The organism is Microbulbifer aggregans, from assembly GCF_020524005.1.
GTDB classification, from domain to species: Bacteria; Pseudomonadota; Gammaproteobacteria; order Pseudomonadales; family Cellvibrionaceae; genus Microbulbifer; species Microbulbifer aggregans_A.
The window spans coordinates 17,267-37,154 of the sequence record NZ_JAIVKK010000015.1 but is presented as its reverse complement, the minus strand read 5'-3'; the positions used below and the strand labels follow the sequence as shown (position 1 = coordinate 37,154).

General features: G+C 59.1%; 23 protein-coding genes. 10 read left to right on the top strand and 13 right to left on the bottom strand.

Annotation, left to right across the window (positions count from 1 at the left end):
* Nucleotides 1–73: 73 nt before the first annotated feature.
* Nucleotides 74–466 carry a peptide-methionine (R)-S-oxide reductase MsrB gene (gene msrB, locus LC093_RS19525; protein WP_226668949.1) on the bottom strand — a complete coding sequence of 131 codons (393 nt, stop codon included), beginning with the start codon at nt 464–466 and terminating at the stop codon, nt 74–76.
* A 279-nt stretch (nt 467–745) separates the two neighbouring features.
* Here msrB and LC093_RS19520 point away from each other — a divergent pair, with 279 nt between their 5' ends.
* A complete protein-coding gene (locus LC093_RS19520; protein ID WP_226668947.1) occupies nt 746–1,960 on the top strand; it encodes a pyridoxal phosphate-dependent aminotransferase in 1,215 nt (404 codons plus the stop codon).
* Between the two features lie 11 nt (nt 1,961–1,971).
* A complete protein-coding gene (locus LC093_RS19515) occupies nt 1,972–2,370 on the top strand; it encodes a hypothetical protein (protein WP_226668943.1) in 399 nt (132 codons plus the stop codon).
* Nucleotides 2,371–2,619: 249 nt separating this feature from the next.
* On the opposite strand, the gene LC093_RS19510 is transcribed toward LC093_RS19515, so the two are convergent.
* The 5 genes from LC093_RS19510 to LC093_RS19490 are packed head-to-tail and all read right to left on the bottom strand — an operon-like array spanning nt 2,620 to nt 7,578.
* A complete protein-coding gene (locus tag LC093_RS19510; protein ID WP_226668940.1) occupies nt 2,620–3,567 on the bottom strand; it encodes a class I SAM-dependent methyltransferase in 948 nt (315 codons plus the stop codon).
* Nucleotides 3,568–3,585: 18 nt separating this feature from the next.
* A complete protein-coding gene (locus LC093_RS19505; protein WP_226668937.1) occupies nt 3,586–4,776 on the bottom strand; it encodes an ATP-NAD kinase family protein in 1,191 nt (396 codons plus the stop codon).
* Nucleotides 4,773–5,894 carry a 4-phosphoerythronate dehydrogenase gene (locus LC093_RS19500; RefSeq protein WP_226668934.1) on the bottom strand — a complete coding sequence of 374 codons (1,122 nt, stop codon included), beginning with the start codon at nt 5,892–5,894 and terminating at the stop codon, nt 4,773–4,775. Before LC093_RS19500 ends, LC093_RS19505 begins: the two co-directional genes overlap by 4 nt.
* A complete protein-coding gene (locus tag LC093_RS19495; protein ID WP_226668931.1) occupies nt 5,891–6,862 on the bottom strand; it encodes a 5'-3' exonuclease in 972 nt (323 codons plus the stop codon). Before LC093_RS19495 ends, LC093_RS19500 begins: the two co-directional genes overlap by 4 nt.
* Nucleotides 6,859–7,578, bottom strand: a complete 720-nt coding sequence (locus tag LC093_RS19490; protein ID WP_226668928.1) for an elongation factor P hydroxylase — start codon at nt 7,576–7,578, stop codon at nt 6,859–6,861. Before LC093_RS19490 ends, LC093_RS19495 begins: the two co-directional genes overlap by 4 nt.
* Nucleotides 7,579–8,034: 456 nt before the next feature.
* Here LC093_RS19490 and LC093_RS19485 point away from each other — a divergent pair, with 456 nt between their 5' ends.
* On the top strand, nt 8,035–8,721 hold the full coding sequence (locus LC093_RS19485; RefSeq protein WP_226668926.1) for a hypothetical protein: 687 nt from the start codon (nt 8,035–8,037) through the stop codon (nt 8,719–8,721).
* Nucleotides 8,722–8,818: 97 nt separating this feature from the next.
* Here LC093_RS19485 and tusA read toward each other — a convergent pair whose 3' ends face one another.
* A complete protein-coding gene (gene tusA / locus LC093_RS19480) occupies nt 8,819–9,052 on the bottom strand; it encodes a sulfurtransferase TusA (protein WP_226668924.1) in 234 nt (77 codons plus the stop codon).
* 195 nt (nt 9,053–9,247) lie between these two features.
* Here tusA and LC093_RS19475 point away from each other — a divergent pair, with 195 nt between their 5' ends.
* Nucleotides 9,248–9,532 carry an antibiotic biosynthesis monooxygenase family protein gene (locus LC093_RS19475; protein ID WP_226668922.1) on the top strand — a complete coding sequence of 95 codons (285 nt, stop codon included), beginning with the start codon at nt 9,248–9,250 and terminating at the stop codon, nt 9,530–9,532.
* Here the strand turns inward: LC093_RS19475 and LC093_RS19470 are convergent.
* The 4 genes from LC093_RS19470 to LC093_RS19455 form a co-directional block, all read right to left on the bottom strand.
* The gene (locus tag LC093_RS19470) at nt 9,510–10,166 is read right to left on the bottom strand and encodes an alpha/beta family hydrolase (RefSeq protein ID WP_226668918.1); all 657 of its coding nucleotides are present in this window, start codon (nt 10,164–10,166) and stop codon (nt 9,510–9,512) included. The two genes, LC093_RS19475 and LC093_RS19470, sit on opposite strands and share 23 nt — an antisense overlap.
* Nucleotides 10,166–10,396, bottom strand: a complete 231-nt coding sequence (locus tag LC093_RS19465) for a YheU family protein (RefSeq protein ID WP_226668914.1) — start codon at nt 10,394–10,396, stop codon at nt 10,166–10,168. The genes LC093_RS19470 and LC093_RS19465 overlap by 1 nt, the downstream gene beginning before the upstream one ends.
* 323 nt (nt 10,397–10,719) lie before the next feature.
* The gene (locus LC093_RS19460; RefSeq protein WP_226668909.1) at nt 10,720–11,523 is read right to left on the bottom strand and encodes a class I SAM-dependent methyltransferase; all 804 of its coding nucleotides are present in this window, start codon (nt 11,521–11,523) and stop codon (nt 10,720–10,722) included.
* Nucleotides 11,524–11,547: 24 nt separating this feature from the next.
* Entirely contained in the window at nt 11,548–11,862 is a 315-nt protein-coding gene (locus tag LC093_RS19455; RefSeq protein WP_226668906.1) for an MTH1187 family thiamine-binding protein, read from the bottom strand.
* A 149-nt stretch (nt 11,863–12,011) separates the two neighbouring features.
* Here LC093_RS19455 and LC093_RS19450 point away from each other — a divergent pair, with 149 nt between their 5' ends.
* From LC093_RS19450 to mnmC, 4 genes are all read left to right on the top strand, one after another.
* A complete protein-coding gene (locus tag LC093_RS19450) occupies nt 12,012–12,542 on the top strand; it encodes a glycine cleavage system protein R (RefSeq protein ID WP_226668903.1) in 531 nt (176 codons plus the stop codon).
* 119 nt (nt 12,543–12,661) lie between these two features.
* Nucleotides 12,662–13,129: a tRNA (uridine(34)/cytosine(34)/5-carboxymethylaminomethyluridine(34)-2'-O)-methyltransferase TrmL gene (gene trmL, locus LC093_RS19445; protein ID WP_226668900.1), complete on the top strand. Its 468-nt coding sequence runs from the start codon at nt 12,662–12,664 to the stop codon at nt 13,127–13,129.
* Nucleotides 13,130–13,163: 34 nt separating this feature from the next.
* Nucleotides 13,164–13,685 carry a flavodoxin FldB gene (gene fldB / locus LC093_RS19440; RefSeq protein ID WP_226668898.1) on the top strand — a complete coding sequence of 174 codons (522 nt, stop codon included), beginning with the start codon at nt 13,164–13,166 and terminating at the stop codon, nt 13,683–13,685.
* 12 nt (nt 13,686–13,697) lie between these two features.
* Entirely contained in the window at nt 13,698–15,767 is a 2,070-nt protein-coding gene (gene mnmC, locus LC093_RS19435) for a bifunctional tRNA (5-methylaminomethyl-2-thiouridine)(34)-methyltransferase MnmD/FAD-dependent 5-carboxymethylaminomethyl-2-thiouridine(34) oxidoreductase MnmC (RefSeq protein WP_226668895.1), read from the top strand.
* On the opposite strand, the gene LC093_RS19430 is transcribed toward mnmC, so the two are convergent.
* The gene (locus LC093_RS19430; RefSeq protein ID WP_226668892.1) at nt 15,764–16,393 is read right to left on the bottom strand and encodes a DUF502 domain-containing protein; all 630 of its coding nucleotides are present in this window, start codon (nt 16,391–16,393) and stop codon (nt 15,764–15,766) included. The genes mnmC and LC093_RS19430 overlap by 4 nt on opposite strands.
* A gap of 92 nt (nt 16,394–16,485) precedes the next feature.
* Between LC093_RS19430 and LC093_RS19425 the strand changes: the two genes are divergently transcribed.
* On the top strand, nt 16,486–17,313 hold the full coding sequence (locus tag LC093_RS19425) for a glutaminyl-peptide cyclotransferase (protein ID WP_226668890.1): 828 nt from the start codon (nt 16,486–16,488) through the stop codon (nt 17,311–17,313).
* On the opposite strand, the gene LC093_RS19420 is transcribed toward LC093_RS19425, so the two are convergent.
* Nucleotides 17,301–17,777 (bottom strand): hypothetical protein, encoded by a 477-nt coding sequence (locus LC093_RS19420; RefSeq protein WP_226668885.1) that lies wholly within the window; start codon nt 17,775–17,777, stop codon nt 17,301–17,303. The two genes, LC093_RS19425 and LC093_RS19420, sit on opposite strands and share 13 nt — an antisense overlap.
* Before the next feature lie 172 nt (nt 17,778–17,949).
* On the opposite strand from LC093_RS19420, the gene recQ reads away from it, so the two are divergent.
* A complete protein-coding gene (recQ, locus tag LC093_RS19415; protein ID WP_226668883.1) occupies nt 17,950–19,788 on the top strand; it encodes a DNA helicase RecQ in 1,839 nt (612 codons plus the stop codon).
* The last annotated feature ends 100 nt before the right edge of the window (nt 19,789–19,888 follow it).

Genomic DNA, 19,888 nt, shown 5'->3' with positions numbered 1-19,888 from the left:
ATCAAGACCTCATTACCGCCACTTAACTGACGGGAGCGGCTAGTGACAGGACCGGCGTATAACCGCCACGCCCCTACTCTTTCGGATGCAGTTTTACCGACAGCGAATTTACACAATAGCGCAGTCCTGTATCGGTGGGTCCGTCTGGGAACACATGCCCCAGATGGCAACCGCAATTGGCACAGAGGATCTCTGTGCGACGCATACCGAAGCTGTCATCGAACTGCTCTGCGATCACGCCCGGTGCGGCCGCCGCATCAAAACTTGGCCAGCCGCACCCTGACTCGAACTTGGATTCCGAATGGAACAGCACCTCACCACAACAGCGACATCGGTAGTGGCCATCTTCAAACGCATCCCAGTATTCGCCGGTAAATGGACGCTCGGTCCCGGCTTCCCGGCAAACGTGAAACTCTTCCGGAGTCAGGCGCTCGCGCCAGTAGTTATCGTCTTTTTCTTTTGCCATACTGTGGCTCCTTTTCGCCTGATAAGTCAGTATCCAGCGGCATTATCCTGCCCGGTCCAACGCTTAGCGGCAGCACCTTTTTGTATCCCGGGTGCCAAATACTTCAGCTAACCCGCAGTTAGCCCACGGTGATAACAACCGGCCTCCGTTCAAGATCAACCGAGCCGGCTGCAACCGAAAACCAGCCGCTGAGGGCAAAGCCTACTAAAAGCCGAGCCACAGTGAGAAGAATTTGCCCAAAGTGAGCCGGGTACCGGCTCCAGTACGAAGAATGCAGCAATGAAGGATATTCACAAGTCGGAAAAACTCCACGGCGTCTGTTACGAGATTCGCGGCCCGGTCATGGAGCAGGCCACCCGCCTGGAAGAAGAAGGCCACCGGATCATGAAGCTGAACATCGGCAATCCGGCGCCGTTCGGCTTTAATGCTCCGGACGAAATTCTTCAGGACGTGATCTACAACCTGTCCCAGGCACAGGGCTACGTGGAATCCAAAGGCCTGTTCGCCGCACGCAAAGCCATTATGCAGGAGTGCCAGACCCTGGGTATTCCCAGCGTCGATATTGATGATATCTACCTGGGCAATGGCGTTTCCGAACTGATCTCCATGTCCACCCAGGCGCTGCTGAACGACGGCGACGAAATGCTGCTGCCAATGCCGAACTACCCGTTGTGGATGGCCGCCACCAACCTCACCGGCGCCAAGCCGGTGCTGTATCGCTGCGACGAGCAGGCGGACTGGCTGCCGGACATTGACGACATCAAATCCAAGATCACCTCGCGCACCCGCGGCATTGTGGTGATCAACCCGAACAACCCCACTGGCGCCGTGTACCCGAAAGCACTGCTGGAGCAGATCGTGGAGGTTGCCCGCCAGCACAATCTGGTCATTTTTGCCGACGAGATTTACAGCAAGATCCTATACGATGATGCAGAGTTCATCCCCATGGGCAGCCTCGCCCACGATGTGCTGTGTCTGAGTTTTAACGGACTGTCCAAATCCTATCGTCTCGCGGGTTTCCGTTCCGGCTGGATGGTGGTGAGTGGAGCCAAGGACCGCGCGCGCGGTTTCCTTGAAGGTATGGATATCCTCTCCTCCATGCGTCTGTGCGGCAATGTGCCGGCCATGTTCGCCGTGCAGACAGCACTCGGTGGTTACCAGAGCATCAAGGATCTGGTGCTGCCCGGCGGGCGCCTGCGTGAGCAGCGCGATATCGCGCACAAGATGCTGAACGATATTCCCGGCGTAAGCTGCGTAAAACCCCAGGGAGCCATTTATCTGTTCCCGCGTATTGACCTCACGCACTACAACATCGAAGACGATGAAAAATTTGTGCTGGAGTTTCTGCGCCAGGAAAAAATCCTGCTGGTACAGGGCAGTGCCTTCCACTGGGATTCCCCCGATCACCTGCGCATCGTTACCCTGCCCCGCGCAGACGACCTGGCCAATGCGATTTCCCGCCTTGGCCATTTCCTGCAGCGCTACGCGAGGTAATGCGAGCAACCATGTTGGACGATCTGCACATTCATGATTTCTACCGCGACGCGGGGCGTATTCTGCTGGCGCTGTTCCAGCAGTTTCCCGCCCCGTCCACCATTTACGTGGAAGATATCTCAGGCCCGGATACGCCGGATGAGTTCGGACTGCATTCACACCGGCACCTGGCCTGCCTCGGTGCCATGACGTGGCTGAAAGAGTGCGGCTATATCAATTTCGCGCAACTGGTGCGCCAGGAAGCGGTTGAGGAAGCCACACTCTCCCATCGCAGTTTCCTGCTGCTGGTAAGTCGCGGCGAAGATGGTATTAGCAATGCCCAGAAACTGGATGAAGCAGTACGCCATGGCTCATCGCCACAGCTGGAAGCGTTGATGGTGGAGTTGATGGGGAAGCTGGGCAGCCTATAAAGCCTACTTTTAAAACTCCCACTTATCCGACGATAACAGTCACGAAGTACGAAACTCGAATTGAAGGCAATGTGCTGGGTATTCGTTTTCAAAAGCGTCGGCGCCATGGGCCGAAGGCGCCGTGAATACATGGAGCGGCCGGGCCACGGCGCCGACGCAGCTTACAGGGATGTATTGAAGGGGGGCGCCTAGCCCGGTTTTGAAAACGAATACCCAGTGCTTTGCCGCCACCACACCCGATTACCACTTTTAGGCCCGCTTAAATTTCACATGCAACATCTTCAATGCTGCATCCGGGTCCCTGTCGGGGAAATCCGGATTCTGCGGCAGGCGCTCGACGACTGAATAGCCCGGATTCGCATTGGCAACCAGCTCGCGGAAAAACGCCTCACTGTGCGCCGGTGAATTCAGCACAAACAACAGATCCGCCTCGTCCGCCAGACAGGCCGGCAACTTCTCCAGCAGCTTCGCGTAGTTCAGCTCCACATCGAACGCACCTTTTTGGCGGGTCGGTGGATCAATCACCGCAAGCTGGAATGGGCCGCTGCGATCATAGCGTTTGAAGTCCCTGAGGGCGTCCCTTGCCTGAAAGCGAATACCCTTGGTGGACAACTGGTTGTACTGGTGGTTGATCTGCCCGCGTTTCAGTACCCCCTTGTTCAGGTCGATATTCAGAACCTCAAGCTCCCCCGCCGCCCGCGCCACCACGGAAAACGCGCAGGTAAACGAAAACAGGTTCAACAGCTTCAGATTCCCGACCTTGCCCACCTTGTCCCGCACCTGCTGCTCCAGCCAGCGGCGGCCGGGTTCGATATCGAGGAAAAAGCCTACATTCTGCCGTTCGAACGTCAGCGGAAATTTCAGCGCGCCGCGCTGTGCCACCAGCTCCGGCACCGCCTCGCCCGCCTCCCACTCTACCGGCGCACCGCGCAGGTAGCGCCGCTGCACTGCCAGCCCGGTATATCCGTGCTGCTCCGCCAGCGCCCAGAGCCCGGCAACCAGGCCTGCCTCATCTTCGTAAGCTTCGAAGATGGTTACCAGCATTGCGGGAACGTAGCTGTCGACACAGATCCGGTCAAAACCGGGATAGCAGTGGCCGCGGCCGTGAAACAGGCGACGACTGTCTTCGGGGAATTCACTTTCCCGACTTTCTTCGAGTTTGCCGCGCACTACCTGCAGCAGGGGTTCCCAGTTCAAATTCTTTCTCGCTCTCGTTTATGGTTTCGGTGTTGCTTGGGATTCCGGCGCGTCGGCGCCGTTGGACAGGGGGTAAAGAATTTCGTCGCGATAACCGGTGACCACCCGGATAAAACCACTCCAGGCTTCATCCAGTTCCGGCTCGCCACTGTCGATCAACAGTGGGCGCCCACCCAGCTCAGTAATTTTTGTCTTGGTCGCCACCACAATCAGGTTGTCGCGCCCCACCGCTTTGAGCACCCGCGGGCTCAGCTGCTGGTTACCGCGGCCAATCAGATGGCCCTGGCCACCGATGGCGGTGAGGATGATTTTTACCGGGCTGCCGGCAGCGGCGGCCCGGTGCTCGGCTATGGCTTCCTGGATCTGTAGCGTATTGACGTCCAAAGCAATCGGGGCGCCGTCTTTCCAAAGATCCACCCCCAGAAGGGTTCCACTTTCGCCCAGCTCATTGAGTACCGCGAGTGTGGTGGAACCGGGGCCGAAGATATACAGCGTCTCTGGATCCAGTTCCTGCATTTCTTCCACGACCTGCGCGGCGATATCCGCGACAGCCAGCTCCTCGACTTCGCGGCCGGCATTTTTCACTGCCTGCAGGAAATGCCCTTCCTCCGGCACCAGCAGTTCACCGTAATAACGGGTGCTGACACGCCCTTCACGGAAAGATTTTTCATCGATGTCCCGCACTTCACGTGTGTGCAGATCCACCAGCTCGCCGGCCATCAGCCCGCGCAACACTTCACCACCGGCGCGCGGGGAAATCGCAAAGCATGCGGAGTGCATTTTGACCCCGGCGGGAATCCCCAGCACCGGGAAGCTGTCACCAAGGGCATTGACCATATTGCGCGCGGTGCCATCACCACCCACAAATACAATCAGGTCCGCACCAGCCGCACGAATCGCCTGCGCGGCGGCTTCAGTATCTTCCGGCGTAGACCGCACGCCCGCAGCTGAGCCAACCACCGACACCTGAAAGCCCAACTCAACCGCGGCTGCTTCTCCCATATCGTCAGCGAAAGTCACGATTCGCAACTGATCCGCAAATGGTTGCAGTGCGCCGAGCGCAATGGCCGCACGCTTGTGGGACTGAGGCTTGATACCCGCCGCCATGGCCCGCTCCACGGTGTCTGCGCCATCGCTGCCTTTCAGCCCTGCGGGGCCACCGATACCGGCCCACGGATTAATGATCAGTCCGAGCTTTTTGAGTTTCACTTGAGCCCCAGAATTGCCAGTTGATTGCGAATATCCACATCCAGCTGCGGCGCCTCTACGCGGAAGTGGGAAAACTCGAGGCGCTTGGGATAGCGCTTGCGCAACAGATCAAACGACTCGGACATGCGCGCAGATTGCTTTGCCGCGCTGCGCAGCCGCTGGTCGTCGTCACGCGGGTCATACATTTTCAGCAGGAGATCACGTATCGCCGAAAAACCAGATTCAACGGTGGACAATGCCGTTTGGTCACCTGTTGTACCTTTATCGCTTGAGGACCCGGCGGCGGGCAATTCGAGCGCGGTATCCAGCGCATGGCGAATCATCCGCGTGCCGGCGAGCTTGCCATCGTGACTGTAACCGGCGATATGCGGGCTGCCCAATGCCACCTGCGGCAACAGCTGCACATCAATATCCGGCTCGTGTTCCCATACATCCAGGACCACCGTGAGATCCGGTCTCTGCGTGATCACCCGGCCCAGCGCCGCATTGTCGATAACCGCACCCCGACCCGCGCTGATCAGCACAGCACCCGGTTTAAGTCGCACCAGCTCTTCTTCACCGATCATATGAAAGGATGGGTAAGGGCCGTTTTTGACCAGCGGCGCATGCAGGCACACAACATCTTGCTGCAAAACTGTTGAGAGATCCGCGGCGTCCGGATTGTCCGGCAACCAGGGGTCGTAAACCGCAGCCGGGATCTCCAGCTGATGCAGGCGACGCTGCAGCAGCCCCCCTACGTTACCGCAGCCGACAATGCCAAAGCGCCGCTCCCGCCAGTCCACATTGAGCGCCGCCAACGCGCAAAATACGTACTCCACCACCGAATTGGCGTTGCAGCCCGGTGCCGCACTCCAGGCAATGCCCTGCTGCTCGAGCCAGCCGGTATCCAGATGGTCGATACCGATGGTGCAGCTGCCGACAAAACGCACCGGGGTATTTGCCAGCAAGGCCTCGTTGACCTCGGTCACCGAGCGCACCAGCAGGATATCCGCCTGTGCCAGCTGCTCACGCGCCAGGCCGCGCCCCGGTACCCGGGTGATTTCACCCAGATCACCAAACCAGGCATCCAGGCCGGGAATATTTTCATCGGCGACGATTTGAAATTTCCGTTCGCTCATACGGTCTCCGTTACCGGGCGTGACTCCCTGCCCGGACTTAACTCAAGTTGCGCCAACGTGCGGCGAATCTTCGATCCCAATCGCCCGAGACCGAATTCTTCGGCCAGCGCAGTAACAAAATCCGGATCCACCTGATCAGGCGTCAGGTCCGCCACGGCGACATTCACAGGTACCTGCTCATGCAGCCGGGCGAGCTTCAGCGCCATGCGAATCTGGTCGGCGTGCTCCGCGAGTTTTCTGGCGATCCCAGCCCCACCGCGCAAGCCAAGCCCAGGCACCCGGTCGGCCCCGGCAATCAGGTCTTCCACGGTGTCGAACTCACTTAAAAGACGCGCCGCTGTCTTGGCACCAATCCCGGGCACGCCGGGTATGTCATCAATGCTATCGCCAACCAGAGCCAGGTAATCGGCGATCTGTGCCGGCCGCACGCCAAATTTGCCCTCGATCACAGGTCGATCCAGAAACTGATCGGCCGCGAAATCCCAGAGACTGTGCGCCCCGGCGTCCAGCAACTGACCGAGATCCTTGTCCCGGGTAATGATAATCGGACGGACAGCCGGCGCACTTTCGCGAAAAATACGGTTCAGGGAAGCCAGAATATCGTCGGCTTCGAAGCGCTCACTGGCGAAACTCGCGATGCCCAGCGCCTCCGCCATTTCCCGGCATGCCGCCAACTGAAATGCCAAAGCCTCATCGGGCAGTGCACGGCTGCATTTATAGTCCGCGTAGATCTCGTTGCGGAAACAACTGCCCAGGGATTCATCAAAGGCACAGGCGATATACGCGGGGCGGCGGGCCAGCAGGTCCAGCAGGAAATTGGTAAACCCGTAAACCGCTTCGGTGCTGTAACCGCTGCGGCTCTCCCAGTTGGGCGGCAGTGCGAAGTAATAGCGGAAGATATATACCGAGGCGTCTACCAGATAAGCCTCAGCGCCACCGGCTTCCGACGGAGATGTACTGTTGTTCACCCGAGAGCCTCCAGTCGGTAGAGGTCCGCCCGCAGCGGGTTTGCCTGGCCGAACGCACTGGCCAATGCCTGCGCAAACTGCGCGACCCGCATATTGACGCCCTGATCGCAGTAGCGCTGAACCTGCAGCCAGATGTTCCGCTTGAAGGACACACTGGGCCCCAAGCCCGCATCAAGGTTATCGGCACTTACCCGGAATGGCAGGCCGCAGGCGCGGGCAAAGATCCACTCCAGTGCCTGGGGCTTGATTTCCACCTGCTCAAACAGTGACTGCTGCTCCGCGCTGCGCCCATCCGGGGCGTACCAGTAGCCATAGTCCGGTAACTGGCGCCGCTCGCTCCCTGCCACACACCAGTGTGCCACTTCATGCAGGGCGCTGGCCGGGTAGTCCCGGGTAAACTCCACCTGATGAAAAGACGCTCCCCCCTGCTCCGCTGGCCGGTAATAGGGCTCGCTAAAACCGCCCTTGAGGCGTGTATTCAGGCCGTCTTCGCCCGCAAAACAGCCGTTGAAGACCGTCACGATCTGCTGCGCCACAACGCCGTCTTCCGGCAATCCACCGACAGGCGCCACCAGCCCGCTTTGCGGCTGCAACTGGTATGGAACTTGCTCGCTATTTGATATCCGGTCTGATTGCGGATCGACAACCTTGCTCGGCGTAGGGAGACTGCAGGTCTGGGGCATCTGGGACAACGGGCGCTCCGTTCTATTGGCCAACGTAGGTTCACTGCCGCAGGGCACGGGTTTCTGGCACCGCCCGGCGACCGGATTCAAGAATGGCGCGGACTATAACAGCGACCGTCAGGCGTTCAAGGCCCCTCCAGCAGTGGGGACGCGGCGCGGTCTGTACAGTCACCGCCGTTTTCCCACTCAAAACAACCCGAAAGGAGGCAAATACACCCCAGAACGCTCGTCCGCCGGTTGTATTTCCGCGGATCAGAATATACCTTTGAACTCAGGGATACCGGAAACCTGCGGCCGCCGGGAGTAGTTTTGAAGCGGCTGTTTTCGGTTGTGGTACCGGCTTCCCAGGGAGGGCAAAAAAGGCGCTCCCGGAGTCTGGATCCAGGCGATTGCCAAGCGGCCTTCGCCGCGTGTCCCAGCACCGGTTGCACCTCAATAAGTAGTACAAGACCTTCCCGCCCAACTACCGGCCCTGCAAGGAGGTGCTCTATGACCGACCACAAAACCTGCAACGTGGTTGACCTCTTCACCGGCAAGCCAATCGAGACTTCTGAGAACCTGCGTTTTATACGCCTGTCTCCGGAGCTGGATGGCTTGGAAATGCTTTACTCCAACAATTCCAGTGGAAATGATCTCTACAGTCTGAAAATACTTTGCTGGGGCCTGCGTGCCAACGGCGAGGTGGTCGGACTGGTTCCCTGGTTGAACTCCATCACGGCCTGTCCCGATATCCAGGACCCCCTGGATGGAAAGTTCGAAGGCTACTATGACCCGGGCATCGAGGAAATTTTCCACGAGCCTCCCATCCATAAAATCGTCGAGCTGGAGACTGCGGCGGAATACTTCGAATACGAAAGCAATCAGGCAGATGAAGTACTGCAGGAAATCCCCGATACCATCGGTACCCACGCGGTATTTATGGATGTCGACCGGGAAAACCTGACCCTGACTGAAGTCGTGAGCTGGCGCCTGTTTGCCAGCGGTGAGATTCACGGCATGCTGATCGATCACAATAGTGTGGAAACCACGCCGGTACTGCCTGGGGATGAATGTCTCTATGCGGCGCAGGAAGCCGAGTGTTTCCGTTACTTCTTCCAACACCACATTGCCAACAAGATCAAATCCGAGGATCCGGAGGCCCTGGCTGCGATCGCGGCACTTGTCACGTCCCCATAAAAACCACTACCACCCAAGTAAGACAAGGGCGACCAGTGGTCGCCCTTGTTGTTTCACACGTTCTGCCCAGGCGCACCCTGCCGATGGCACCGCCAACTCAGTCATCCGCCTTCCTGATCCAGTAGATAAACTCATCGTTCTCTTCCGCGTGTTTCACCAGTTCGTAACCGAGAAACTGGCAAAATTTGGGCACATCCCGCTGGGTAGAGGGATCGGTGGCCAGCATCTGCAATACTTCGCCTTCGGCGACCTTGCGCACGGCAGCGTGGAGCATCATGACGGGTTCCGGGCACAGCAGGCCGCGGGCATCGAGGGTATGTTGTGACTTCATGGGTATATTGTCTGGGAAATCTGTCGGCAGGTCACCAGTTAACTCAAAGGAATACAGCAAACCTGGATAACGCCCAGTCAGCACACCGGGCTGCGAGGTATGCCGCGAAGCTGAAAGGTGCCTGGAAAGGCTAAACTGACAAAACGAAAGCTGCAAAAACACTTGGCGACCGACCGGACAGGAAATTGTTCACCAATGATTTACGTTTTGATCGAGCGAGAGATTGCCGAAGACCTGGAGTCCACGTACGAAGAAACCGCGCGCAAGTTACTGACACACGCATACCACACAGACGGTTTCGTGGACGGGCACACCTATATCGAAATGGGTAACCCGCTACGCCGTTTTACCCTGTCCAAGTGGCGCTCGATACAGGACTGGCAACAGTGGTACAGCAGTGACCAGCGCCATGAACAATTGGCACAACTATCCCCAATGCTCGCCCATCAGGAACGTATTACGATACTCGAGCAGACATAAAGGCAACCGCCTGCTCCACCGCCGATTGCCAGTGTTGCAGCTGGGTGAAGCCGCTGGCGCGGCGCGGCTTGAAATCGTGATCGCCGTCCTCAAGCCAATGGCACTGAATAGCCGCCGAAAGAGGAAACCCTTCCACTTCTTCCCGATTGCCCAGCGCGTCCCGGGTACCCTGGACCACCAGGGTCGGACAGGTTAAATCCGCAAGATGCTCTGTGCGCAGCTTTTCCGGCTTGCCCTGAGGGTGAAATGGGTAGCCAAGGCAAACCGCACCGGTAACCTTGCCGCCGACAAAGTTTTCTTCGGCCAACATACTGGCAACACGCCCCCCCAGAGACTTGCCGCCAATAAACAGGGCGCGCGGTTTCAGCTCACTGACAGCGCGGTCAATCTGCTCCTGGAAAGAGGCCAACAGCACATCCATCTTGTTCGGCGGCCGGCGACCGCCGGTGCGGCGGCGCTCCGCCATATAGGGAAACTCGAACCGCACTACCCCCACGCCCTGCGCCGCCAGCATGCTTGAAAATGCCTGCATAAAATCACTATCCATCGGTGCACCAGCACCATGGGCAAACAGAAACCAGCGACCGAAGTCCGCTTCTGGCTTGTCCACCAGCCACGCAATACGGTTCGACATCAGTAATCCCCGTCTTTGGGAAGGTCTTCTGCCAGCACGATATTGACCGACTCTTCTCCGGGTTCAAACCAGATCACAATATGCTTGCTTTCCAGCTGTCGGCGCAGGCTCGCCACCTTGTCCTCCAAGCTCACCTCCCGCTCACCGTAATCCGTACCATCCCGCGTTGCATATTCTTCCAGCAGGTTCTGCAAGGTTGCGGGATCCAATTGACGATGGGGAATGATCATCTGACTACCTGACTCAATCATTGATATTTGGACGAGGTGAACGCTGGGTGCGATCACGCCATAGGACTTGCCGGGGCTGGAAATAAAAATGCCCCGGAGAATCCGGCAACACTGTCCACTAAGTTACTGGGTGGCGGTGTCGCCACCGGGTGCGGTCTTGCGAGACACGCCGTAAACCCATCCATGGGGGCTCTTCCGCGAGGTCCCTCTCGCGGAAGGTCTCGCAAGACCGCACCCGGCACCGACACCTTAGCCCACAGCTATGTTAAGTGAACACTATCGCAGATATTCCGGGGCACTTTAGCGCTCAAGTTCTGGAAATATCAGGCCTTGGGCTTACGAAAACGCAGTGTCATACGGTCGCTTTCACCAATCGCCAGATACTTGCTTTTGTCTTCATCGCCGAGGCCCAGTGACGGCGGCAGGGTCCAGACACCTTTTGGATGGTTGGCAGTGTCTTTCGCGTTCGCATTGATCTCGCTGGCTTCTTCCAGGACAAAGCCCGCTTTCTCCGCCAGCCCGATCACGTAATCCTGGGTTACGTAACCGCTCTTGACCATATCCTCGCGACTGGTGCCCGGCTTCGCACGGTGCTCAACCACACCCAGCACACCGCCCGGTTTCAACGTATCGTAAAACGTCTTGAATGCTTCCGCTTCTTTATCCTGGTTCATCCAGTTGTGTACATTGCGGAACGTCAGCACTGCATCTGCCGAACCCGCCGGCGCAATCTCCGCGTCACCGCCCGGAATAAATTCAGTCAGGATGACATCGCTATATACGCTCTCCTTGTCTTTGATCTTTTCTTCAAAGTTCTCGCGGGATTTCTTGAAGTATCCCGGTGCGGTCTTATCAAAGTGTGCCGCGTAGTAGGTACCCTTATCGTGCATCAGCGGCGCAAGGATTTCACTGTACCAGCCACCGCCCGGCCAGATTTCAACAACCGTCATCTCCGGCTGCACCTGAAAAAAAGTGAGCGTTTCTTCCGGATGCCGATAAACATCCCGCGCAGCATTTGCCGGGCTCCGGGTTTCAGCCGCAATCGCCTTTTGCAGGTCTTCAGCCTGAACCGCACCCGCCAGAGACACGGCGCAAGCCATGCCTGCCAACCAATGAACAAATTTCATGGAATCTCCTTAATTGTTAGCGTTCTACTTTCCATTCAGCAGTGATTCAACACTGCTGACCTTGTCTTGTAAAGACTGCGACCTGTCCGTTCTGGTTCCCAACTTCAGACTGGTGCTGATTCGCGGAGCACCCAGAGCATGTACGCGTTCGTGGCAGCGTTTGACCGCCGCCATCACCGTATCCCATTCGCCCTCGATATTGGTACCATAGGCATGAATCTGATGCTCCAGCCCCGCTTCCTGCAACACCTTCTGGCACTCCGCCACATAGCGCGACACTGAAACTCCGACGCCAATCGGGATCAGGCACAGATCCGCATGCACATTCATTTCCGTCATCCCTTTCTCCATCCGCTTCCAGCGGCCGTCATGGCTCACGTGCTTGCTAGCAGGGCCAGCCAAGGAACTTGCCAAAGGACTTTGCCCCCTCACCGCCACACTGGCTACAATTCAGCTCAGTGTAACAGCAGAGCCAAAAAGGAAGTCCTATGCAGCAACACTTCGTCATCTCCATAATCAGCGACGACAAACCCGGTGTGGTGGAAATGCTCTCCGCCGCGGTTGCCGAAAACGGCGGCAACTGGGAAGACAGCCGCATGGCCCATTTTGCCGGCAAGTTCGCAGGGATCCTGCGCGTCAGCGTGGCGGCGGAGGGCAGCGAACGCCTGAAGGAAGCCCTGCAAAACCTCGCCGGCCCCGACTTCAAGTTACAGATCGAAGACACGCTCGCTGTCGCCGCCGACGGCCGCCAGACGCTTTACCTGAAACTGGTCGGCAATGACCGTCCGGGCATCGTGCGAGAGATATCCCGCGCCCTGGCCGCGCGTCATATCAACATGGAAAGCCTCGACACCCGATACAGCAGCACCCCCTGGAGCGGCGAGCCACTGTTCACGGCCGAATGCACCATCAGCGTCGCCGAGGACGTCAGCATTGACGGTCTGCACGACGAGCTGGATGAGATCGCCGACGAACTCGGTGTCGAGATCGACTGCGAAGAGACCGCCTCCGCGCTATAATCCCCCGCCATTTGCGCCCCAGCTCAGCCGGGGCGCGCCCAAACCGGCCCCCAGGGCAAACAGGACCATCGCGGTAGCCCGATGCCAGGGCCCCGCGAACAGCAACCGATATTCCAGCGATGTTCAAAATTGTGCTCTACCAGCCGGAGATTGCCCCCAATACCGGCAACATCATTCGCCTGTGTGCCAACACTGGCGCCGAACTGCACCTGATCGAGCCTTTGGGCTTCGCCATGGACGACAAGCGTCTGCGCCGGGCCGGTCTCGATTACGCGGAATACAGCCGTGTAGTACGCCACCGGGACTGGCAGGCATTCGTCGACGCCGAACAGCCCTCCCGGGTCCTGGCCCTGTCCACCAAGGGTCGCCGCCCGCACTCGGAAGTTGCGTTCGAGTCCGGCGACGCCATCGTGTTTGGCCCGGAGACCCGCGGCCTGCCGGCGGACTTTCTCGCCATGACCGGTGAAGAAAACACCCTGCGCATTCCCATGTGCGCCAACAGCCGCAGCATTAACCTGTCGAATGCTGCGGCCATCGTCATCTATGAAGCCTGGCGACAGCTGGGTTACGTTAACGCTCAGGGCTGACACGGCCCGCGACTGAATCAACGCTGTACTGTTTATGCGCGCACCTATCGGACTTTTTTACGGCTCCAGCACCTGCTACACCGAAATGGCCGCGGAGAAAATCCGCGATCGTATCGGCGAGGAGTGGATCGACCTGCACAATGTTGCAGATGATGACATTACCCAGATGCAGGAGTATGACTTTCTGATTCTCGGTATCCCCACCTGGGACTACGGTGAACTCCAGGAAGACTGGGAAAACTGCTGGGACCAACTCGGACAGCTGGACCTGAGCGGCAAAACCGTGGCCCTCTATGGCCTCGGCGATCAGGAAGGCTACCCTCAGTGGTACCAGGATGCGCTCGGATATCTGCACGCGCAGGCCATCGCCATTGGCGCCAAGGCCGTGGGTTACTGGCCCGCCGAGGGCTATGAATTTGAAGAATCCAAGGGTTTGACGCCGGATGGCAGTCACTTCGTCGGCCTCGCCCTGGACGAAGAGAATGAGTTCGAACGCTCCGACGAGCGCCTCGACCAATGGTGCGCGCAAATCATGCGCGAGTTCGGCCTCAAGTAACCGGCATTCTCCATGTCTGAAAACGATCAAGGCAAGCGCGGCGACTCAACCGGCCCTGGTGGCCGCACGCAGCACGCCGAACTGGAGTGGCGGGAGAATGGCCAACCGGTCTCCAGCGCATTCGACGACATCTATTTTTCCACTGCGTCCGGGCTGGAAGAGACCCGCCACGTGTTCCTCGCCCAAAACGATCTGGCGGAACGCTGGCAGGCACTGCAACCGGGGCAACGTTTCACGATTGGTGAAACCGGCTTCGGCACCGGTCTCAACTTTCTCGCCGCCTGGCAGCTGTGGTGGGAACACGCCCCTCGGGATGCGCAACTGCACTTTGTCAGCGTGGAAAAATTCCCCCTGCACCACGAAGACCTCACCCGCGCCCTCGCGCTCTGGCCGGAACTTTCCGAATTTAGCGCGCAGCTGATCGCGCAATATCCGCACTTTTTGGGATCCGGGGTGCACAGGCTCAACCTGGGGCGAGGCATTCACCTGACCCTGGTGATTGGCGAAGCCAGTGCCGGCTTCCACAGCCTGCTGCTCGACGACCCGCAGCGCGATGCTGCCGTAGACGCCTGGTTCCTGGATGGGTTCGCGCCCTCCAAAAACCCCGATATGTGGAGCGAAGCATTATTCCAGGCCATCGCAGCACTGAGCGCACCCGAGGCCACATTTGCCACGTTCACCTGTGCCGGCATCGTCAAACGGGGCCTGAAAGGCGTCGGTTTCGAACTGGAAAAAGTCCCGGGATTCGGACGTAAGCGGGAGATGTTACGGGGCAAACTGGTGCAACCGGAAACACCCCTCAACCACACACACTGTACGACCCCATGGCACCTGCCAGAGGCAAATACAGGCAAGCCATCGGACAAACCGCAAAGCATCGCTGTCATCGGCGCGGGGATCGCCGGCGCTTCCGTCGCCCGCGCGCTGGCGGAGCGCAATTTTTCCGTTCGGGTTTTCGAGCGTGGCGACGCCCCCGGCAGCGGTGCCTCCGGCAATGACCAGGGCATCCTTTACGCCAAGCTGTCGCCAAAGCCCGGCCCCAACGGCGACTTCAATCTGCACGCTTTGCAGTATGCACAGCGCTTTTACGCGTCCCGTTGCCCCAAGGCCGTAAGTTTTGACGGCCTGCTGCAACTGGCGCAGTCCGAAAAGGAAGAACAGCTTCAGCAGCAAATCACCAAACGTTTGGCGCTGGATAAAGATTCCCCGCTGGCACGCCCGGTCAGCGCCGGGCAGGCTTCAGCACTGGCCGGCACCGAACTCAGCGTTCCCGGCCTGTACTTCCCCCATGCTGGCTGGCTGCAACCGCGACAGGTGTGCAGCACGCTGCTGAACCACCCAAATATTGAAGTGCATTGCAACACAGAGATAGCCAGCATCGCGCCGGCGGACGACGGCTGGCGTATCGAAACCGTCACTGACGAGCTACATGCGGACGCGGTGATCCTGTGCAGTGCCAACTTTAATCACCGCTTTCCCCAGACCGCACCACTACCGCTGCAACCGATTCGCGGGCAGGTGTCCTTTGCCGAAGCAACCGAGAAGTCCCGTGCGCTGAAGCTGGCCCTGTGCGGTGAAGGCTATATCGCACCGGCCCATAACCAGCAGCACAGTTTCGGGGCGACGTTCAAGCTTAAGCAGACCGAAACCGAAATCCGGAGTGAGGAACATCTGGAAAACCTGGATACCCTCGCAGAGCTGCTGCCAGGCATTGCCGAAGACTTTGCCACCCAGAATGCCACTCAAGGCTTGCGGGGGCGCGCCGCACTGCGTGCCGCCACCCCGGACTACCTGCCGATGGCCGGCCCGGTGGCGAGCTGGGAGAAACTGGAAGACACCTACGGCGCGCTGCGAAAAAATCGCAAGCTATTGATCGATCAGCGCACGCCCTACCAGCACAACCTGTTTGTACTGGCGGGCCTGGGATCAAGAGGATTTACCTACGCACCGCTGGCGGCGGAAGTGGTGGCCGCCTGGGTCAGCGGCGAAGTGATGCCGGCACCGCTGGACATGGTTCAGGCACTGCACCCGATGCGCTTTGCGATTCGCACACTGGGCAAAAACAGGCCGCTGGCGATTTAAACCGTCGCCTCGGCTGCCGGCGGTTGCAGCAGGTTGCCGCTGCCCGAGCCGCAGGCCACGATGGATTTCATCGCCGCCTCCACCGAAACATGCGGCAGGATCTCCACACACTCCGGCGGCAAATGGTATACGAAGCCAGACGTTGGCACCGGCGCGGTGGGTACGTAAACGGTGAAGTCGCCATTGGCATGCTGGGAAGTGACAATAGCGGTAACGGAAAGCGGGTTATCCGCCCCGTGGATACGCGCCCGCGCCACCGGCCCGGATAACACCCCTTCACTGCCGGCGCCGCCGATAAACTGCAGCACCACATCTTTGATGGTGTTGTACCCCGGCGCCAGCCGGCCAAACCAGTAATCCAGGTGGCGATGAGCCCAGCGGCCAACACTGGTTTTTACCAGCAGGCCGATCAGGAAACACACCCCCATAATGAGACCTATCACCAGCAGCTGCGCGAAGGTATCCTTGAAGTTTGTATGAGCTTCCATCCACTGGGTAACCGGGGCCACCAACTCGCTGATCTGGCCGAACAGCCACTGGAACAGCAGGATAAAAATGGCGATGGGCAGAACCACCGCCAGCCCCCCCAACAGGGTCAGGGTCACAAATGCTTTTATTCGGGTCATAAGTAAAACTACAAAAAGTTACAGCACGGCCAATTGAGGGACAAAGTGGCCGCTAGCGTACCACTTAATAAATAAACAAAAACTGAATGTGTATGAACCGTGCTCTGTCGACACTGAAACTCTTCTTCCTTGTGCTAATCGCTGTCCCATCAGGGACGGTACTCGCACAGGATCTTCCTCCCGGCGAATTCCAATATGAGATTCTGGATCAGCGCGATCGTCCCGCAGACCATTTTACCCAGGGCCTGTTTTTTGACGGTGAGCGCTGGCTGGAAAGCAGCGGTCTCTATGGCCGCTCCTGGCTGGCTGAGTATACCGACCCCGGAGGGCAACCCGTAAAGCGCAAGTGGCTCGCAGCCAATCGCTTCGCCGAAGGTCTCGCCGTGTTCGGCGATCAGGTCTTTCTTTTGACCTATCGCGCGGGTGAAGTACAGGTCTATGACCGCAATACCCTGAAGCTGCTGCACACCCGGGACTATCAGGGCGAAGGCTGGGGGCTGACCAGCAATGACCAACAGCTCATCATGAGCAACGGCAGTGACGAACTGACGTTTCGCGACCCAACAGATTTCCGGGTAATCCGCCAACTCAAAGTACACGGCGGCAACGAGCGCTGGACGCGCCTGAACGAACTGGAATATGCCCACGGGCTCATCTGGGCCAATATCTGGATGGATTCCCGGGTCATCGCCATCGACCCGCAAAGCGGAAGAGTGAAAGGCGTACTGGATCTGCAACAGCTATTGAGAAAGTCGCTCGGCGCCAGACGGGATGTGGATGCTGTGGCCAACGGAATAGCCTGGGATCAGGCCCGAAACGGCCTCTGGGTCACCGGGAAATACTGGCCCGCCCTGTATTTGATCCGCCCACAGGGACTCGGATTCGAACTGCCGGCGCCAGCAGCCAATCAGTTACGGTAATAGTCAATCACCGTCAGGAACCCGCCCGTACGAATGGTATCCAGCGCAGCCCCCTGCACCTCCAGGGTATAGCCACGCTGCCGACGCTTGACGGTCACGCCGTCGGCGCCCTCGCCACCGTCAAACAGCAGTGCGTGATCCCCACTGGCCGCCTGCCACTGGACCCCCTCGATATTCCGCATGCCGGGCAATTCGATCGTTACCGCCTGCAAATCGTGCGGCAGCTCGCGCATCTCCATCCGCGCGATACCGCTTGAAGTCGCAAGTGAGTAACTGAGCTGGTTGGCCGGCGCCGGCTTCCAGCCGAGGTGGGTATCCGCCAGGGCGGACTGTGCGAGAGCACGAGGATTTACCGGGCTTGGGGCGGCCGTTGAGCAACCGGCTGTCGCCGCGATCCCAGCGGCACCCCCAAGGCAAATCAGGCTGTAGATCACCCCTATCAACGTTGTCTTTACTGCGCGCATAGCTTCATCCTTGTCTATGTCTGCGGTGCAGCGATTATAGTTCAAGTAAAGTACGCTGTGCTGGAAGCCGCGCCAACCGTTGGTACGGATGTTTTAGATCCTTCCGACAGGTACTCCGAGTCGAGTATATCCAGTTCGCCCATGACTACCGCCACGGGTATACTCCCGCCCCATGACAGAATCAGCCACCGCCACAGCGCCCAACACCCCCGAATACATCCTTGAGCACACCTTCGGGTACAGCGGATTCAGGGGGGACCAGCAGGCCATTATCGAAACCCTGGTCGACGGTGGTGACGCACTGGTACTGATGCCGACCGGCGGTGGCAAGTCGTTGTGTTATCAAATCCCCGCCCTCGCCCGCCCCGGCTGCGGCGTGGTGATTTCCCCCCTGATCGCCCTCATGCAGGATCAGGTGGAAGCCCTGCGCGCGGCCGGGGTAGCGGCAGAGTTCCTGAACTCTTCCCTCGCGTTCGAAGAAGCGCAGGATATTGAAGCGCGCCTGATGCGCGGCGAACTGGAACTGCTGTATCTGGCGCCAGAGCGTCTGCTGCAGCCGCGCACGCTCGACCTGTTGACCCGTGCCAATATCTCCCTGTTCGCGATCGACGAGGCCCACTGTGTGAGCCAGTGGGGGCACGATTTCCGCGCCGACTACCTGCAGTTGTCCTGCCTGCACCAGCGCTTTCCACAGGTGCCACGAGTCGCGCTAACCGCCACCGCCGACCAGCGCACGCGTCGCGAGATAGCCAGCCGCCTGGACCTGCAGAGCGCCCGCCACTTTGTCAGCAGTTTTGACCGGCCGAATATCCAGTACCGCATTACCGCCAAGAGCAACCCGAAGCGCCAGCTGCTGCAGTTTCTGCGCAGCGAGCAGGAGGGGAATGCCGGTGTGGTGTACTGCCTGTCCCGCAGCAAGGTGGAGTCCACCGCAGCCTGGTTACAGGAACAGGGGTTCAATGCCCTGCCCTACCACGCGGGGCTCCCAACCAATGTGCGCGCCGATCACCAGCGACGCTTCCTGCGTGAAGAAGGCGTAATTGTTGTAGCGACCATTGCCTTCGGCATGGGCATCGACAAGCCCGATGTGCGCTTTGTCGCCCACCTGGATCTGCCGAAAAGCGTCGAGGCCTACTACCAGGAAACCGGCCGCGCCGGCCGCGATGGGGAGCCAGCCACTGCCCTGCTGCTCTACGGACTGGAAGACGTGGTGAAACTCAGCCAGATGGCAGCCATGTCCGAAGGTAGCGAAGAGCACAAGCGCCAGGAGCGGCAACGACTGGATGCCATGCTCGGCCTCTGTGAAATCACCAGTTGCCGGCGCCGTGCCCTGCTGCGCTATTTCGAGGAAGAGTTGGCCGCAGATTGCGGCAATTGCGATACCTGCCTGGAGCCACCCGCCACCTGGGATGCCAGCGAGGCCGCACGCAAGCTGATGTCGTGCATATACCGCACCGGACAGCGCTTTGGCGCCGCCCATGTGATCGATGTACTGCGCGGCGCAGATACTGAAAAAGTGCGCCAGTTCGAGCACCAGCAGGTGTCTACCTACGGCATTGGCACCGGCCTGAGCGCCAATGAGTGGCGAGCAATTACCCGACAACTGGTGGTGCAGGGTTACCTGCGGGTCAATGCCGAAGCCTTCAATGCCCTGCAATTGACCGAGCTATGCCGCCCGGTACTGCGCGATGAAGAGCCGCTCTATCTGCGCACTCTGCCAAAGCCTGCCCCCAAGACAACAAGAGCCCAGTCGCGAGCGCACGCAGAGCAGGAACTGACGCCGGAAGACCAACCCCTTTGGGACGCACTGCGCTCACTGCGTAAGCAACTGGCAGAAGAGCGCGGCGTACCGCCCTATGTCGTATTCCACGATGCAACCCTGCGGGAAATGCTCAGCGCCAAGCCACGCAACCGCGAAGAAATGCTCGCGATTTCCGGCATCGGTGACAGCAAGCTGGAGCGCTTCGGTGACGACTTCTTACAGCTTTTGGCAGACTTTGCCGAAAGCTAGGTAACCTCCTAATCGTCGGTGGCGGTACCGCTACCGGGTATAGCTTTGTGAGACACGCCGTGAACCCATCCCTGGGGGCTCGGCTGCGGCCGTCCTGGCC